Annotated in this window: 16 protein-coding genes; 9 read left to right on the forward strand and 7 right to left on the reverse strand. The window is 68.1% G+C overall.

Annotated elements, in window-relative coordinates; all coding sequences use genetic code 11:
* Positions 1-22 precede the first annotated feature (22 nt).
* The 3 genes from C6570_RS03375 to C6570_RS03385 form a co-directional block, all read right to left on the reverse strand.
* Complete coding sequence (locus C6570_RS03375) at positions 23-310, reverse strand: hypothetical protein (protein WP_123812198.1); 288 nt, start codon at positions 308-310, stop codon at positions 23-25.
* The gene (locus C6570_RS03380) at positions 307-1,161 is read right to left on the reverse strand and encodes a hypothetical protein (protein WP_123812199.1); all 855 of its coding nucleotides are present in this window, start codon (positions 1,159-1,161) and stop codon (positions 307-309) included. The genes C6570_RS03375 and C6570_RS03380 overlap by 4 nt, the downstream gene beginning before the upstream one ends.
* A gap of 85 nt (positions 1,162-1,246) precedes the next feature.
* Positions 1,247-3,385: a LysM peptidoglycan-binding domain-containing protein gene (locus tag C6570_RS03385; protein ID WP_164675480.1), complete on the reverse strand. Its 2,139-nt coding sequence runs from the start codon at positions 3,383-3,385 to the stop codon at positions 1,247-1,249.
* Between the two features lie 156 nt (positions 3,386-3,541).
* Here C6570_RS03385 and rocF point away from each other — a divergent pair, with 156 nt between their 5' ends.
* Positions 3,542-4,498, forward strand: a complete 957-nt coding sequence (rocF, locus tag C6570_RS03390; RefSeq protein ID WP_106701966.1) for an arginase — start codon at positions 3,542-3,544, stop codon at positions 4,496-4,498.
* On the opposite strand, the gene C6570_RS03395 is transcribed toward rocF, so the two are convergent.
* Positions 4,495-4,992: a hypothetical protein gene (locus tag C6570_RS03395; RefSeq protein ID WP_106701967.1), complete on the reverse strand. Its 498-nt coding sequence runs from the start codon at positions 4,990-4,992 to the stop codon at positions 4,495-4,497. The two genes, rocF and C6570_RS03395, sit on opposite strands and share 4 nt — an antisense overlap.
* Before the next feature lie 139 nt (positions 4,993-5,131).
* Here C6570_RS03395 and C6570_RS03400 point away from each other — a divergent pair, with 139 nt between their 5' ends.
* Positions 5,132-5,719, forward strand: coding sequence for a hypothetical protein (locus C6570_RS03400; protein ID WP_245896284.1), 588 nt, complete (start codon positions 5,132-5,134; stop codon positions 5,717-5,719).
* 97 nt (positions 5,720-5,816) lie between these two features.
* Here the strand turns inward: C6570_RS03400 and C6570_RS03405 are convergent, their stop codons facing one another.
* Entirely contained in the window at positions 5,817-6,194 is a 378-nt protein-coding gene (locus tag C6570_RS03405; RefSeq protein ID WP_245896285.1) for a P-loop NTPase family protein, read from the reverse strand.
* A gap of 258 nt (positions 6,195-6,452) precedes the next feature.
* A complete protein-coding gene (locus C6570_RS03410; RefSeq protein ID WP_106701968.1) occupies positions 6,453-6,944 on the reverse strand; it encodes an Lrp/AsnC ligand binding domain-containing protein in 492 nt (163 codons plus the stop codon).
* Between the two features lie 169 nt (positions 6,945-7,113).
* Between C6570_RS03410 and putA the strand changes: the two genes are divergently transcribed.
* From putA to C6570_RS03435, 5 genes are all read left to right on the forward strand, one after another.
* Positions 7,114-10,938 carry a trifunctional transcriptional regulator/proline dehydrogenase/L-glutamate gamma-semialdehyde dehydrogenase gene (gene putA, locus C6570_RS03415; protein WP_245896286.1) on the forward strand — a complete coding sequence of 1,275 codons (3,825 nt, stop codon included), beginning with the start codon at positions 7,114-7,116 and terminating at the stop codon, positions 10,936-10,938.
* Positions 10,939-11,214: 276 nt separating this feature from the next.
* Positions 11,215-12,165, forward strand: a complete 951-nt coding sequence (locus tag C6570_RS03420; RefSeq protein ID WP_106701970.1) for a DNA/RNA non-specific endonuclease — start codon at positions 11,215-11,217, stop codon at positions 12,163-12,165.
* Positions 12,166-12,177: 12 nt separating this feature from the next.
* The gene (locus C6570_RS03425; RefSeq protein ID WP_123812200.1) at positions 12,178-12,564 is read left to right on the forward strand and encodes a hypothetical protein; all 387 of its coding nucleotides are present in this window, start codon (positions 12,178-12,180) and stop codon (positions 12,562-12,564) included.
* Positions 12,565-12,586: 22 nt separating this feature from the next.
* Positions 12,587-12,970, forward strand: a complete 384-nt coding sequence (locus C6570_RS03430; protein ID WP_106701972.1) for a hypothetical protein — start codon at positions 12,587-12,589, stop codon at positions 12,968-12,970.
* A gap of 20 nt (positions 12,971-12,990) precedes the next feature.
* On the forward strand, positions 12,991-13,374 hold the full coding sequence (locus tag C6570_RS03435) for a hypothetical protein (protein ID WP_106701973.1): 384 nt from the start codon (positions 12,991-12,993) through the stop codon (positions 13,372-13,374).
* A 98-nt stretch (positions 13,375-13,472) separates the two neighbouring features.
* Here C6570_RS03435 and C6570_RS03440 read toward each other — a convergent pair whose 3' ends face one another.
* Positions 13,473-14,147, reverse strand: a complete 675-nt coding sequence (locus C6570_RS03440; RefSeq protein WP_106701974.1) for a MarC family protein — start codon at positions 14,145-14,147, stop codon at positions 13,473-13,475.
* An 84-nt stretch (positions 14,148-14,231) separates the two neighbouring features.
* Between C6570_RS03440 and C6570_RS03445 the strand changes: the two genes are divergently transcribed.
* Positions 14,232-15,398, forward strand: coding sequence for a pyridoxal-phosphate-dependent aminotransferase family protein (locus tag C6570_RS03445; RefSeq protein ID WP_106701975.1), 1,167 nt, complete (start codon positions 14,232-14,234; stop codon positions 15,396-15,398).
* 22 nt (positions 15,399-15,420) lie between these two features.
* Positions 15,421-15,738 (forward strand): divalent-cation tolerance protein CutA, encoded by a 318-nt coding sequence (gene cutA / locus C6570_RS03450; RefSeq protein WP_106701976.1) that lies wholly within the window; start codon positions 15,421-15,423, stop codon positions 15,736-15,738.
* Positions 15,739-15,794: the final 56 nt, after the last annotated feature.

Raw genomic sequence — 15,794 nt, forward strand, 5'->3', positions numbered from 1 at the left:
GGCAAGCAGCGCATACCCCCAATCAGCGCGCCTCAGCGGGCGGCGTGTGCGCGTACTGCGCCAGCAGCCCGCACGCCGGACAGCGCCAGCTTTGCACCGGCAGGCGCAGCCGCCCGTCCAGCTGCAGCCCGCGCCAGAAGCTGGGCTGCGGCGCGCCTTCCACCCATTCGGCGGCGCGGGCCTGGTCGTTGTAGCCCAGGTCCAGCATGAAGCCGCGCTGCAGCGGCACGCGGCATGCGGCGCACAAGGGAGCAGCGGGCGCTGCGGGCGTTGGCTCGGGCGCTGGGGCGGGCGGCGGCGCGGTGCTCATCCGTGCTGGGCGCGCTGCACGGCCCGCAGCCGGTGGCGAAAGGCGATCTGCGGCGCCGTGCCGACGGCCACTTCCAGATCGGGCTCGCCATTGGCGCGCACGCGGGTGGCCGCCAACGGCAGCGCCGCGCGCTCCAGCAGGGTGTCGGCGTCGTCGGGCGACGCGCCTGCGGGCGGCGTGAGCAGCGGGTACAGGTTCAGGCGCACCCAGCGCTGACCGGCGGGGGCGCCGGGGCCGGGCAGGGCGGCAGTGGGTTCGGCCACACCGGCCTGGCGCGCGGCGCTGCGCAGCAACCGCACGGCCAGCGCGCGGCGGTCGTCCGCATTGCGCGCCACGGCGTCCAGGCCCGACTGCAGCGCGCCGACGAAGTAGCCCAGCGCAGCGGCGTTCGCGTAGTTGGGGCTGCCGTCGGCGGCCTGCGTGGCGGCCGAGAAATGCTGCACCGCGTCTTGCTGCAAGTCGGCGCCCAGCACCAGCTGCACCAGCACGCGGGCCAGCGCATCGACATCCGCGGCCTGCCAGCGCGCACGCGCCCATTGCGCCAGCGCCTGGCCGTCGGCACCGGCCGCCGACATCGCCAGCGATTGCACGGCGGCGGGCGCGTCGGCGTTCAGCGCGGCATCGAGTTTGAGAGAGGCGGGCAAGTCGGGGTTGTCCATCGGTGTGGGCGTGGCCCGGGCGACCACGGGGGCAGAAGCGGGGGCGGCGGAGGCAGTGGATCGGGCAGCGGGCTGGGCGGCTGGCGGCTTGCCCGCATCGTCGCCCCAGCAACCGGCCAGCGCCGCGGCCATCGCAAGCGCCGCCACGGCCGGGCGGCCTGGGCAGCGGGCGGGCAGTGCGCGGTAGGCCATGAGCTTTACCGTAGCACGCTGGCGCGGCGACCGTGTGGCGCGCGCCGCTGGCGCCGCGGCAGGTCGGGCTTGCTCAGTAGCGCGATCACGGCTTGGCCCGGGTCGCCACCATGTTCCAGGTGTCTTCAAACGCCGAGCGGGACGCGGTGCCGTTGGCCACTTCGCGATCCACCTCGCCGTTGGGGCGCACCTCGGTCGCGGTCACGGGTTGCATGGCCCAGAACATCTTGTCTTCCGACTTCAGCTGGGGCGAGATGGCCTGCTCATAGGCGTACTTGACGGCAAAGCCCGTCCATTCCTTGAGCACCGACGCGCCCATGCCCACCGGGCGCGGCGACACCTTGTCGATGACCGACAGGCCGCTTTTGATGACGGCGTTGGTCAGCTCGGCCTGCTTGGCCGCGTCGCCGGAGATCGAGCGCGTGGCCGCATTCATGGCGCCGGCAAAGTAGCCCAGGCGCTCGGCGTTCAGATAGCGGTCGGTGCCGTCGGCGGCTTGGGTGGTGGCCGCGAAAGACCGCATCGGGTCGCTTTTCAGATCGTTGCCAAGTGACAGCCGCGCCTGCACCGCGCCCAGCTGGTCGAATTCCTTGGCGTTCAGCGCGGACTTGGCGTAGATTGCCAGCGCCGTGCCGTCGCGCGTTTCGGCGTTGGACGCCAGCTCGCCCACCACGCCGTTCACATCGCTCATCAGCAGCTGGTTCATCCCGGCGCGCATCGCGGCGGTGTCGGCCAGCACGGGGGCGAAGAAGTTGCCCGATTCGGCCTCTTTCAGCACGTTGGCCCCGGCGGCAAACACACGCGCCTTCAGGTCCGCGCTGTCGGTTTTGCCCGCCACTTCCATCAGCTTGCGGAAAGTGGCCGTGTCGTAGTGGCTGGACACCGCGCCGCCGCCCATGGGCGACGTGGTGGTGGTCATGCTGGGGTCGGCCGCGGCGTTGACCACGGCGTTGAGCTGCTCGGTGGTCAGCGATTCCAGCGCCTTGCCCGCCGCCGTGGGGCTGCCGCCCATGCTGGCCAGCACCTCGGCGGCCGCGCGCGCCTGCGGGTCGGACATCTGGGTCATGGTGGTGCCCATCGAGGTGCCCGTCACGCGGGCCTGGTCGGTCAGGGCGCCGTTGGCGCTCAGCGCCTTGATGTAGTCCTGCTTGGTGGCGATGGACGCATGGCGGCCCACGGCGGCGCCCAGCGCGGCCACGTCGTCGGACGAATCCAGCTTGCCCAGGCCCATGCCCTTCTGGGTGGTGTCGAACGCCGTGGTCAGCCGCGCCAGCTGCGTGGCGTCCAGTTGCTTGGCCATGGTGTCGAAGAAGGCCGTTTTATCGTCCTTGTTCAGCCCGCCGCCAATCCAGCTGCCGTCGTTGACTTCGCTGGCCAGGTTGCGCAGTTCGTCGTCCGAGAGCGCCTTCACCGTCGCGCTGGCGTCAAGCCGGGGCAGGCCGCCGATGGTGTCTTGCACGGCCTTGACGTCGTCCGCGCCCACGGGGTTGAAGAAGCTGCCGCGCATCCGCTCGCGGATGTCGGACACGGCCTGGTCCACCCGCGCCCGGTCGGGTGCTGGCGGCTTGGGGCCTTGCACCGGCGGCTGCGGCCCGGCTGGGGGCGGCACCGGGAAAACGGGCGGCCCTTGCGGCGGCACGGTCGGTGGCACTGTGGGCGCCGTGGGCCGGGGCGTGGGCCGGGGCGTGGGCGATGGGCCGGGCTGGGGTGTCGGCGTCGGTTGTGGCGCAGGGGCAGTCGGCGGCGCGGGTGTGGGGGCCGGTGCCGGGCTGGGCGCAGGCACTGGCGTCGGTGCTGGTGCTGGTGCTGGTGCTGGTGCTGGTGCTGGTGCTGGTGCTGGTGCTGGTGCTGGTGCTGGTGCGGGAGGCTGCGCGGACGGTGGCAGCTGGATCTGGTCGCCCGCGAAGATCGCGTCGGCGTCCCACGTGCCGGGCGCGCCGCGCTGGAAGTCGATGCCGTTGCCCACGCTGTTCGGATCGAACTGCGGATTCGCCGCCAGCAGCTCGCTCAGCTTGAGGTGGTGGCGCTCGGCTATCGCGCTCAGCGTGTCGCCGCTGCGCACCGTGTACTGCTGCTCATAGCCGGGTGTGGCAGACGGAATGGTCAACTGATCACCACCGGCTTGCGGCGCGCCGCGTGGACCTGCGCCGGTCGCGCGGTCGGGTGTCAGCGTGGGCGCGGGACTGCGCGGCGGCGAGGGGTTGGTCTGAATGGGGCCGGACATGGGCGGTACTCCTGAAGGGGCAGGTGCAGCGCCGTTGCGCCGCGAGCAGGCCGCGCGCGGCGCAGCCAGGAACACGGCAAACTGTAGGGATCGCGCTGCGGCTTGCATAGCAGTGGCGTTCCCATCGGGAAGACTTCCTATTCACGGATTTGTCATATGACAGACGCAGTCGCAACCCCTTCATCCGCCCATCCCATTGCGCTGATCGGCGCCCCCACCGACGTCGGCGCCGGCGCGCGTGGCGCCAGCATGGGCCCCGAGGCGCTGCGCGTGGCCGGCATTGCCGAGGCGCTGGCCGCGCTGGGCCTGGTTGTGCACGACATCGGCAACCTGGCCGGCCCGCCCAACCCTTGGCAGCCGCCCGTCAACGGCTTTCGCCACCTGGGCGAAGTCATTGAATGGAACCGTGCCGTGCACCACGCCGTGTTGGCCCAGCTGCACGCAGGCTGCGTGCCGGTGATGATGGGCGGCGACCACTGCCTGGCCATGGGCAGCATCAGCGCCGTGGCGCGCCATTGCGCCGACCGGGGCGTGCCCCTGCGCGTGCTGTGGTTCGACGCGCATGCCGACTTCAACACCGCCGCGCTCACCCCCAGCGGCAACCTGCACGGCATGCCCGTGGCCAGCCTGTGCGGCGACGGCCCGCCCGAACTCGTGGGCCTGGGCGGCTTCTCCGCCGCGCACCCGGCACTCAGCCCGCGCGACCTGCGCCAGATCGGCATCCGCAGCGTGGACGAGGGCGAAAAGCAGCTGGTGCACCAGGCCGGTATCGACGTCTTCGACATGCGCTACATCGACGAGCACGGCATGCGCGCCACCATGGAACGCGCGCTGGCCGACATGGCGCCGGGCACGCACCTGCACGTCAGCCTAGACGTGGACTTTCTCGACCCCGACATCGCCCCCGGCGTGGCCACCACCATCCGCGGCGGCCCCACCTACCGAGAAGCGCAGCTGTGCATGGAAATGGTGGCCGACACGGGCCGAATGGCGTCGCTGGACATCGTCGAAATCAACCCCGCCTACGACACCCACAACCGCACGGCCGAACTGGCGGTGGATTTGGTGGAAAGCCTGTTCGGCAAAAGCACCTTGATGCGGCGGCGCGGCTAGGCGCTGACGGTTCCTGCCAGTGCGAGCAGGGGCAGCACGCGAATCCCGCCCTCGCTTCGACTGGTCATCGGGAAGTTGCCCACTACATAGATGCCAGCGAAAGGGGTGTCTTGAGGAACAGCTAGTTCTGCCAAGGCGGTGCACAGCTCTTCGAATGCGGTGACCGACGGTGGCACCCGCACGACCAACAGGACGTTCTCGCCGTACTGGTTGATCGACTTTTTGGCTACGCACCGCAGGATGTCTTGGGCCAGGCGCTCATCCGGCGCCTCGCCATCCCAAGGCCCCATGCCTTTGAAGACGAATTTGGCGTGGTGTTCTTGGTCGGCAAACGCCATCGTGACCTCCATTGACAGGGTTCGGCCTCGAAACTCGTAAATCACGTCCGGCGCATCCGAGCTGCGCACGAACGTGCAGGCATCGCCTGTGGTGGCAGTGAGCCATTCCGCCAGCACTTCACAGGGCCAGCGTTCCAGCGCTTCTTTGCTTGTCATTTCATCTCCTTGTGTGCCCGATCTTCCGCTGTTGCGCTCAACACGGCCATAGTCCCCCACTTCATGTCGGTCTTCAAAACCCCGCGAAACCCCTTCAGAATGGGCCGCTTGTGTGGCACCTGAACCGAGGGGGGTAACGATGAAAATGCTTCGTGAACGCGCCGCCGTGCGCCCGTGGGCGCTGGCCGGGGCGCTGCTGCTGGCGTGCACCGCCGCACCGGCGCAATCCAACTTCAACGGCTGGCTGTGCTGCAACATGCGCACCGACGGCGGCTGGATCAGCGACATCAACTACGAAAGCGCGCAGCGCGTGCTTCCAGCCGGCACGCCGGTGGAAATCACCGGCTATGGCCGCTACCGCGTGCACACGCTGATGAACGGCGAAAAGCAGGACCTTGGCAACGACTACAGCCGCGAGGTGGACATGGGCGCCTTCGCGCACCGCTACGTCGTGCCCACCAACCCGCAGCGCCGCCTGCGCAGCGCCCCGCCCGCCGTGCAACAGGCCGTGCGCGCCAGCCGCGTGCGCCTGGGCATGACGCGCGAGCAGGTCATCATGTCGCAGGGCTACCCCATCGCCAGCGAAACGCCTAGCCTGGACAGCCGCGTGTGGAAGTATTGGCGCAGCCGTGGCGAGGAATTCCACGTTGTCTTCAACCGCCGCGGCGTGGTGGAGGCCGTGCGCGCGGACGACCCGAATCTGCGCGCGCGGGTCACCGCACGGTAGCGCCGCAGCCAAGGCGCGTGTGCTGCGTGCGAGACGCCACGGCCCGTGCGCCGCGCACGAAACGCTTTGGCCCGGCCAGTCGCCGCGCGCCGCGCTTTCAGCCCCGGCGGGCCAGGTCGGCCACCCAGGCGCGCGCCTGCCGCGGCGTGCGCAGCTCCACCCACTGCGCCTGCGCATAGGCACCGCTGGCGCGCAGATCCGCATAGCGCCGCCGGTTCTTGGTGAAGGTGGTCAGCGACCACAGCAGGATGCTGTCTTTCGAGAAAAACGCCGTGCGCAGGGATTCGCGGTTGCCCGCCCACAAGGGCGCGCGGCTCCAGCCGCGCTGCAACGTGCGCTGCAGCACCTGAGCGAACACGCGCGGGCGGCTGTAGTTCAGCCACACGATGTGCGTGGCGCGCGGCCAGATCAGCTCGCGCGCGGCGCTGTAGTTGCCGTCCATCACCCAGCGCTCGCCCGCAGCGGCGGCTTGCACGTCGGCCAGGAATTGTTCGGTAGGGTTGGGCGCTCAGCCGGGGCCCCAGTACAGCGCGTCCAGCTCGGTGCGCGGCAAGTGCAGCACGCGCGCCAGCTCAGCAGCCAAGGTGGACTTGCCCGATCCGCTGGTGCCGATGACGATGATTCTCATGCTGCACTATAAATAACATAGCTGCCAGCGCTGGTGGCAACTGCGCTGGCAGCCAATTTTGTATCAAGTGAATCGCTTGTGCAGGCGCCGCAGCCACCGCCGCTGTCACGCACCGCGAACGGGCCCCAGCGGCAGCACCGTGGTCGATTTCACCTCCTCCATCACCGCATAGGTGCGCGTCTCGCGCACGCCGGGCAGCTGCCACAGCACTTGGCCCGCAAAGGTGCGGTAGGCGGCCATGTCGGCCACGCGGGTCTTCACCAGATAGTCAAAGCCACCCGCCACCATGTGGCATTCCAGAATGTCTTCGTGCACCTGCACGGCGGCCTTGAAGGCGTCGAACACGTGCGGCGTGGTGCGGTCCAGCAGCACTTCGACAAACACCACCAGCCCGCGCCCCAGCTTTTCGGGGTTGAGCCGCGCGGCGTAGCCTTCGATGTAGCCGGCCTTGGTCAGCCGCTGCACGCGCGCCAGCACGGCGGTGGGCGACAGGGCGACCTGCTCGGCCAGCTTCAGGTTGGACAGGCGGCCGTCGCGCTGCAGCGCGTCCAGGATGCGCAGGTCGATGCGGTCAAGCGGGGTGTCGGTGGGCTGCATGGCTGAATATTAGTCGGTGCAATGCCGTCAATACAGCGAATAACTCAGTCAATTCGCCAGAACAATGGTGGGATTGCGGGTGGCGCAAGGCGCGTCGTGCGGCCTGCGCAGCCGCCCTCCGTTGCCTGCTTCTTCACACCCCTCAGACCCTTCTTTTACCGCCGCCGCCATGCCCGCCACCGCCACTTCGCCTGCCGGTCTTAGCCACGCCGCCGCCTCTGCGGCGGGCGACCCCTTCGCCGCCCTGCGCGCCGACGTGCGCCCGCAAACCCCGCTGCGCGCCGCGATCACCGCCGCCACGCGCCTGCCCGAGGCCGAGGCGCTGGCGCCCCTGCTGGCGCGCGCGCAACTGGGGCCGGCGCAGGCCGAGGGCGCGCATGCGCTGGCCTTTCAGCTGGCGCAGGCACTGCGCCAGCGCAAGCGGGCCGTGGGGCGCGCCGGGCTGGTGCAGGGGCTGCTGCAGGAGTTTTCGCTGTCGTCGCACGAAGGCGTGGCGCTGATGTGCCTGGCCGAGGCGCTGCTGCGCATTCCCGACGCCGCCACGCGCGACGCACTGATCCGCGACAAGATCAGCGGCGGGCAGTGGCAGGCGCACCTGGGGCAAAGCCCTTCGCTGTTCGTCAACGCGGCGGCCTGGGGCTTGCTGATCACCGGCAAGCTGGTGGCCACGCACAGCGAACGCACACTCGGCCAGTCGCTGACGCGGCTGATCGGCCAGCGCGGCGAGCCGCTGATCCGCAAGGCGGTGGACATGGCCATGCGCATGATGGGCGAGCAGTTCGTCACCGGCGAAACGATTGGCCAGGCGCTGAAGAACGCCCGCCCGCACGAGGCGCAGGGCTTTCGCTACAGCTACGACATGCTCGGCGAAGCCGCGCTGACGGCCCATGATGCGGCGCGCTACCTGGCCAGCTACGAGCAGGCCATCGACGCCATTGGCGCGGCCAGCGCCGGGCGCGGCGTGGTCGGCGGGCCGGGCATTTCCATCAAGCTGTCGGCGCTGCACCCGCGCTACAGCCGCGCGCAGCGCGCCCGCGTGATGGCCGAGCTGTACCCGCGCGTGCTGGCGCTGGCGGTGCGCGCGCGCGGGCACGACATCGGCCTGAACATCGACGCCGAAGAGGCCGACCGGCTGGAGCTGTCGCTGGACCTGCTGGAAAAGCTGTGCTTCGCGCCCGAGCTGGCGGGCTGGGACGGCATTGGCTTTGTCATCCAGGCGTACCAGAAGCGCTGCCCGCGCGTGATCGACTGGCTGGTCGAGCTGGGCCGCCGCAGCGGCCACCGCCTGATGGTGCGGCTGGTCAAGGGCGCGTACTGGGACAGCGAGATCAAGCGCGCGCAGGTGGACGGCCAGGCCGACTACCCCGTGTACACGCGCAAGCCGCACACCGACGTCAGCTACCTGGCCTGCGCCCGCGCGCTGCTGGCCGCGCCCGACGCCATCTACCCGCAGTTCGCCACGCACAACGCGCACACCGTCGCGGCCATCGCGAAAATGGCCGAAGAAGTGGCCGGCCCCGACGACGCGCCCCCACAGTACGAATTCCAGTGCCTGCACGGCATGGGCGAGCCGCTGTATGAGCAGGTAGTGCGCCCGGTGGCCCAAGGCGGCCTGGGCCGCCCGTGCCGCATCTACGCCCCCGTGGGCACGCACGAAACGCTGCTGGCCTACCTGGTGCGCCGCCTGCTGGAAAACGGCGCCAACACCTCGTTCGTCAACCGCATCGCCGACGCGCAGGTGCCCATCGACACGCTCATCGAAGACCCGGTGCAAACCGTGGCCCACACCGCCCAGCGCGAAGGCGCGCCCCCCGGCGCGCCGCACCCGCGCATACCGCTGCCCGCCGCGCTGTACGGCGCCGCGCGGCTGAACTCGGCGGGTATGGATTTGAGTGATGAAGATGCACTGCATTTGCTATCAAAAGCATTGCTGCCGGCGCAGGTGCAGCCAGCGCTGGCTGCCCCTTTGATGCACGACGCGGCCGCGCCCCTGCCCGCCGCGCCCGTGCGCAACCCGGCCGATCAGCGCGACGTGGTGGGCCACGTGGCCGACGCGTCGGATGCCGACATCGCCCACGCCCTGGCCGCCGCCCAGGCGCACGCCGCCGCCTGGGCCGCCGCCCCCCCGGCTGAGCGCGCCGCCGCCCTGAACCGCGCCGCCGACGCGCTGCAGGCCGATATGCCGCAGCTGATGGGCCTGCTGGTGCGCGAGGCCGGCAAAAGCTGGCCCAACGCCATCGCCGAAGTGCGCGAAGCCATCGACTTTTTGCGCTTCTACGCGCACCAGGCCGCCACCCAGCTGGACAACGCCACTCACGCCCCGCTGGGCCCGGTGGTGTGCATCAGCCCGTGGAACTTTCCGCTGGCCATCTTCACCGGCCAGGTCGCCGCGGCGCTGGCCGCGGGCAACGTGGTGCTGGCCAAGCCGGCCGAGCAAACCCCGCTGATCGCCCACGCCGCCGTGCGCACGCTGCTGGATGCGGGCGTGCCGCGCGCCGCGCTGCAACTGCTGCCCGGCGACGGTGCCCGCGTGGGCGCCGCGCTGGTGGGCGATGCGCGCGTGCGCGGGGTGATGTTCACCGGCTCCACCGAAGTGGCGCGCCTGCTGCAGCGCCAGCTGGCCCGGCGCCTGAACCCCGGCGGCCAACCCGTGCCGCTGATCGCCGAAACCGGCGGGCAAAACGCCATGATCGTCGACAGCTCGGCCCTGGCCGAGCAGGTGGTGCAAGACGTGATGGCCTCGGCGTTTGATTCGGCCGGGCAGCGCTGCTCGGCCCTGCGCGTGCTGTGCCTGCAGGACGACGTGGCCGACCGCACCATCGCCATGCTCCAAGGCGCCATGGCCGAAGCCCGCGTGGCCGACCCGCGTGCCCTGGCCACCGACATCGGCCCCGTGATCGACGCCGAAGCGCAGGCGGGCATCCAGCGCCACATCGATACCCTGCGCGCCAGCGGCCACGCCGTGCACCAGCCGCCCGTGGACGCGGCGGCCACAGAACATGGCACCTTCATCGCGCCCACGCTGATCGAGATTGACCACCTGCACCAGCTGCAGCGCGAAGTCTTCGGCCCCGTGCTGCACGTGCTGCGCTACCCCCGTGCGGGGCTGGACGCGCTGATCGACGCCATCAACGCCACCGGCTACGGCCTGACGGCGGGCGTGCATACCCGCATCGACGAAACCATTGCCCGCGTGGCCGGGCGCGTGCAGGCGGGCAACCTGTACGTCAACCGCAACATGGTCGGGGCCGTGGTCGGCGTGCAGCCTTTTGGCGGCGAAGGCCTGTCCGGCACCGGCCCCAAGGCCGGCGGCCCGCTGTACCTGCTGCGCCTGCTGGCGCGCCAGCCGGTCGACGCCGCGCAGCGCGCCGTCGCCGCCTTCGGCCACACCCCGGTTGAAGATAAAAACACCGCCCAGCGCCCGCCAGACGGGCGCGAGCAGCTACAAAAACAATTGCAAGACAAAGGCCTGGCCGACTGCGCCGACACCGCCGGCCACCTGCAAGCCGCGCTGCCCGGCGCCGTCACCCCGCTGGGCGCACCGCCCCATGCGCTGGACGGCCCCACGGGCGAACGCAACAGCTACGCCCTGGCCCCGCGCCGCCGCGTGTTGTGCCTGGCCAGCCAGTGGCCCGACCGCATCACCCAACTGGCCGCCGTCCGCGCCGTGGGCGCCACCGCCGTCTGGCCCGCCGACGCCGCCACCGCCGCCGGCTGGGCGCAACTGCCGGTGGACCTGCTCGCCCACATCGCCCTGACACCCGACTGGCGCGCGCCCGAGGCTGAATTTGACGCCGTGCTGCTGCACGGCGAGCCCGAAGAAGCCCTGGCCGTGCAACACACCCTGGCCCAACGCCCCGGCCCCATCGTCGGCCTGACGGTGATGGCCCCCGGCAGCACCACCGTGCCGCTGGAGCGGCTGCTGGTGGAGCATTCGGTGAGCGTCAACACCGCGGCAGCGGGCGGGAATGCGAGTTTAATGGTGTTGGGTTGATTTGGCGGTGGGTGCGAAGAGAACGCTATGCCCCCTGCGCCGCCAGCTGAGCGCTCCGCGGAGCTCTGAGCCAAACACTGCGTCAGCCCTTATGGGTTGAGCGCTGCCGGCTATCGAAGTAAAAGCAAATGAGCGACGGCCAGAGCGGCAGCTTGTACCGCGCACCCTGGTAGCTACCCTAGCTGGTAACACTCCCAGCTGGTAACGTGCCGAATGGCGCAGCGCAGCATGAACGGGTGCAATAGCCGCACTTCCTCTTGACCCGGAGTGCGCCGCATGAACGCCGTTGCCAACCACGTCACCCGACAGACACCCACGCCATCCACCCCCGCCCGCGCCGCCGACGACGCGGGCGCCGCCAGCAAGGTCGATCCGGCCGACCTGGCGCTGGACATCACCCAGATGGGCCTGGACATTGCAGGCATCTTTGACCCCACACCCATCTCCGACGGCGCCAGCGGCCTGATCTCGCTGTTCCGGGGCGACTTCGTCGGCGCGGGCATCAGCGCCATCAGCATCGTTCCGTACGTGGGCGACGCCGCCAAGCTCGGCAAGCTGGGCCGCTATGCCCAAACGCTGGCCAAGGCCGTGGAGGCCGCCAAGGCCAGCCCAGAAGTGGCCAAGGCCATCGGCCCGGCCATGGAAAAGCTGCGCGGCGCCATCGGCGCCGTACCGCTGGACAAACTGCCCGACGGCCTGCGCAACGCCGTCGAGCCGCTTAAAACCAAGCTGGACGACTTTGCCCGCGTGGGCGTCAACCAGGTCAGCAGCACCGTGGGCAAGAACCACATCACCTGGACGCAAAACGCCGCCGGTGACACCATTGGCGCCAAGGCCACGCTGAACGAGGTGTTCTCAGGCGCCAAGCGCTTGTCTGATGAGATCAAAGACCAAGCCAAGGCCGGCGCGCGCGGCGGTGCAGATGATGTCGGCGGCCACCTGATCGGCCACCGTTTCGCGGGTGACCAAGGCATCAAGAACATGTTCCCGCAGAACGCCAACTTCAATAACAGTGCGTTCAAGAAGGTGGAGAATGAATGGGCGGACTGGATCACCAAGAAGGGCGGGTCTGTTGAGGTCGATATTCAGTTGGTGGGTAACTCAACTAGACCAGATAAGGTTAAGGTGAGTTATCGGCTCATGGACTCAGACGGAAATGTTGCGCGCGAAGTATTCAAGGAGTTTAGCAACAAGACCGCACAAACTTTCGATCGCAAGTATTTTTGATGGGAGTTTTCAATGACTAAAGATGAAGCACTGATTGATCTGTGCAAGGCGTTTCTACGAGATTCTAAGTTGACATCTCAGAATGGCTGGCAAAAGCTGGTTTTGATTTGCGAGGTCGATGATGACTCTACCAGCGTATTCGGCTATTCCTATGACCTGAGCGGCTCAGGGAAGCTGACGGCGCCATCGATCGACTTCAGTACCGACCCGGTTCAAGCGCTTTACGCCGTCATGAAAGCGGACAATCCGAATGGTCGCGGCTGGCTCAAATGCATGATTCGCATCTCACGCAATGGTGAAATTGGTGCCGACTTCGAGTACAACGACGCCAAACGCTGGGAGCACACCACCGACAACTATAAAGAACGCATTGCCGAATACGCAGCCATGCCGGTGTGAGGCTCCGAACTCGGGATATTGAATGACCAAAGACGAAGCCTTGATTGATTTGTGCAAGACGCTCTTGGACGATCCAGAAATCGTGGAACAGCAAGGTTGGCAAAAGCTTGTCCTGATCGATGAGGTCAACGATGGCGACAGAGGTATGCATGGCTACTCTTACGACTTGGATGGCAAGTGCTTGCTGGTGGCGCCGGCACCTCGCAATCTCGATAAGCTGAAGTCTCTGCACGACACCATGAAGGCCGAAAACCCCAGCGGTCGAGGCTGGCTCAAATGCATGATCCGTATCTCACGCAACGGTGAAGTGGGTGCGGATTTTGAGTACAACGACCCTGATCGCTGGAGTCATACGCCTGATAATTACCAACAGCGCATCGCCGAGTACGCGGCCATGCCGGTGTAAATCTACTCGGATCGGCACGTATGACGAAAGACAAGGCGTTGGTACAGCTATGCAAAGACATGCTGCAAGACGCCTATGTCGTCGAGCAAGAGGGTTGGCAGAAACTCGTGCTAATAGGCGAAGTGGGGAATGGGGGTGTCAGTTTGGGCGGCTATTCTTATGACATTCAAGGAAAATGCCTGATGGTGTCGCCGGCTGCATCGAATCTGAAGTCATTAAAGCAACTGCATGCGGTTATGAGGGCGGAGAACCCGAACGGTCGAGGCTGGCTCAAGTGCATGATCCGAATCTCTCGCAACGGCGAAGTGGGTGCAGATTTTGAATACAACGACCCTGATCGTTGGAGCCATACGCCCGATAACTACAAGCAGCGCATCGCCGAATACGCGGCCATGCCGGTTTAGTTTCGCCTGCGCCTGCGCCTGCTTCGGCGGTCAGGCGCAAGCGGGCGCCAGGGTGTCGGTGGCCGTCTGCGGCCTCTGGCGTTCGCCGCCCGTCGCGTCTACAGCCCCCTGATCAGCTCGCGCGCCCCGTCCCACAGAATCTGCACGCCCACGCACAGCAGGATGAAGGCGGTGAGGCGCAGAAACACGACCAAACCCACTTCGCCCAGCGGCCGCAGGATGCGCCCGGCGTAGCGGAAGGTGAGCATGATCAGCACGCCAACCGCCACCATGGCGGCCAGGCCGCCCGCAAAGTTGGCGGCCGATGCGGCCCAGTGCTTGCTGTGCAGCGCCGCGCCCACAGTGATGGCCGCCGAGATGGAGCCCGGCCCGCAGGTCAGCGGGAAGGTCATGGGGTAGAAGGCCTGGATGCGCACGTTGTCCTGCGTCAGCGATTCGGCCATCTGCGCCTTGTCTTCGTTGTGCACCTGCTGCGCGTAGAGCATCTTCCAGGCGGTGACGGCCACGATCAGGCCGCCGGCCACGCGCACGATGGGCAGCGACACGCCGAAAAAGTCGAGCACGTAGGTGCCCACCAGCATGGCGCCCATCAGCATCAGCGCGGCATTGCGGCCAATGCGCTGGGCCAGCGCGATGCGGGTAGAGCGGTCCAGCCCGCGCGTCAGGTTGACGAAGATGGGGGCCGATGCGGGCGGGTTCAGAATCGGCAGCACCGCCGCCAGGGCGAGCAGAAAGCTCTTGCCAAAGGCCAGGGCCAGTGAGGGAATGTCCATGGTGCGCGGGCAGCGTCGCTTGCGTGTACAGTGAATTGTTTCAGGTCGGCGTGAGGCGCCGATCATCGCTTACAGGAGACCCCCATGCCCGGACTTTTGCCCGACATCGATCCCGATGGCCTGCTTGAATTCTCGGTCGTCTACACCGACCGCGCGCTGAACCACATGTCCAAGAAGTTCCAGGGCGTGATGAACGACATCAACGCGCTGCTCAAAGAGGTCTACCACGCCGACGCGGTGGCCCTGGTGCCCGGCAGCGGCACCTTTGGCATGGAAGCGGTGGCGCGCCAGTTCGCCACCGATCAGCCCGTGCTCATCCTGCGCAACGGCTTTTTCAGCTACCGCTGGAGCCAGATCCTGGAGATGGGCAAGATCACCGCGCCCGACCACATCACCGTGCTGAAAGCCCGCCGCACCGGCGACGGCGCGCAGGCGCCTTGGGTGCCCGCGCCCATCGACGAGGTGGTGGCCACCATCGCCCGCGTGAAGCCCGCCGTGGTGTTTGCCCCGCACGTGGAAACGGCCAGCGGCATGATCCTGCCGGACGATTACCTCAAGCAGGTGGCCGACGCCACGCACGCCGCCGGCGGCCTGTTCGTGCTGGACTGCATTGCCTCGGGCGCCATGTGGGTCGACATGCGGGCCGTGGGCGTAGACGTGCTGATCAGCGCGCCGCAAAAGGGCTGGAGCAGCTCGCCCGCCTGCGCCATGATTTGCCTGTCGGCGCGCGCGCTGCAGGCGATGGAAGGTACCACCAGCACCAGCTTTGCCGCCGACTTGAAGAAGTGGCACCAGATCATGCAGGCGTACGAAACCGGCAGCCACGCCTACCACGCCACCATGCCCACCATGGCCCTGCTCGACTTGCGCCACAACATGGCCGAAACCAAGGCGCGCGGCTTTGAGGCGGTGCGCCAGCAGCAGATCGCGCTGGGCCAAAAGGTGCGCGCGCTGTTTGAAAGCCGCGGCCTGCCCAGCGTGGCGGCCGAGGGCTTCAAGGCGCCGGGCGTCGTCGTCAGCTACACGACCGACCCGGACGTGCAGAACGCCAAAAAATTCCTGGCCGTGGGCATTCAGGCGGCTGCTGGCGTGCCGCTGATGTGCGACGAGCCGGCCGATTTCCGCACCTTCCGCGTCGGCCTGTTCGGGCTGGACAAGTGGGCCAACGTGGACCGCAGCGTGGCCCAGCTGCAGGCCGCGCTGGACAAGATTGGCATTAACGCTACTGAAAAAGTAGCTGCCCACGCTTGATGGCCGCGCGCTGGAGGCTGATTTGACCGATATCCTGCTGGTCAGCACCACCGTGGCCGAACGCGCCGACGCCGACCGGCTGGCGCAGCTGCTGGTCGAGCAGCGCCTGGCCGCCTGCGCGCAGATCGAGCGCATTGAAAGCAGCGTGTACCGCTGGCAGGGCGCGCTGCAGGCCACGCCCGAATGGCGCGTGGTCTTCAAAACCACCGAGGCGCACTACGCCGCGCTGGAAGCCGCGCTGCTGGACGCCCACCCCTACGAGCTGCCCGCCGTGGTGGCCGTGCCCACGCACACCGTGTCGGTGGCGTTTGCGGAGTGGGTCAAGGGCGAGCTGGCGTAAGTTGGTGTGGGTGGGATGGGCACGCCCGGCGCGGCGTGCCACGCGCTGCCGCTCTC

This window comes from Ottowia oryzae (assembly GCF_003008535.1).
In the GTDB taxonomy this organism is placed as follows: domain Bacteria; phylum Pseudomonadota; class Gammaproteobacteria; order Burkholderiales; family Burkholderiaceae_C; genus Ottowia; species Ottowia oryzae.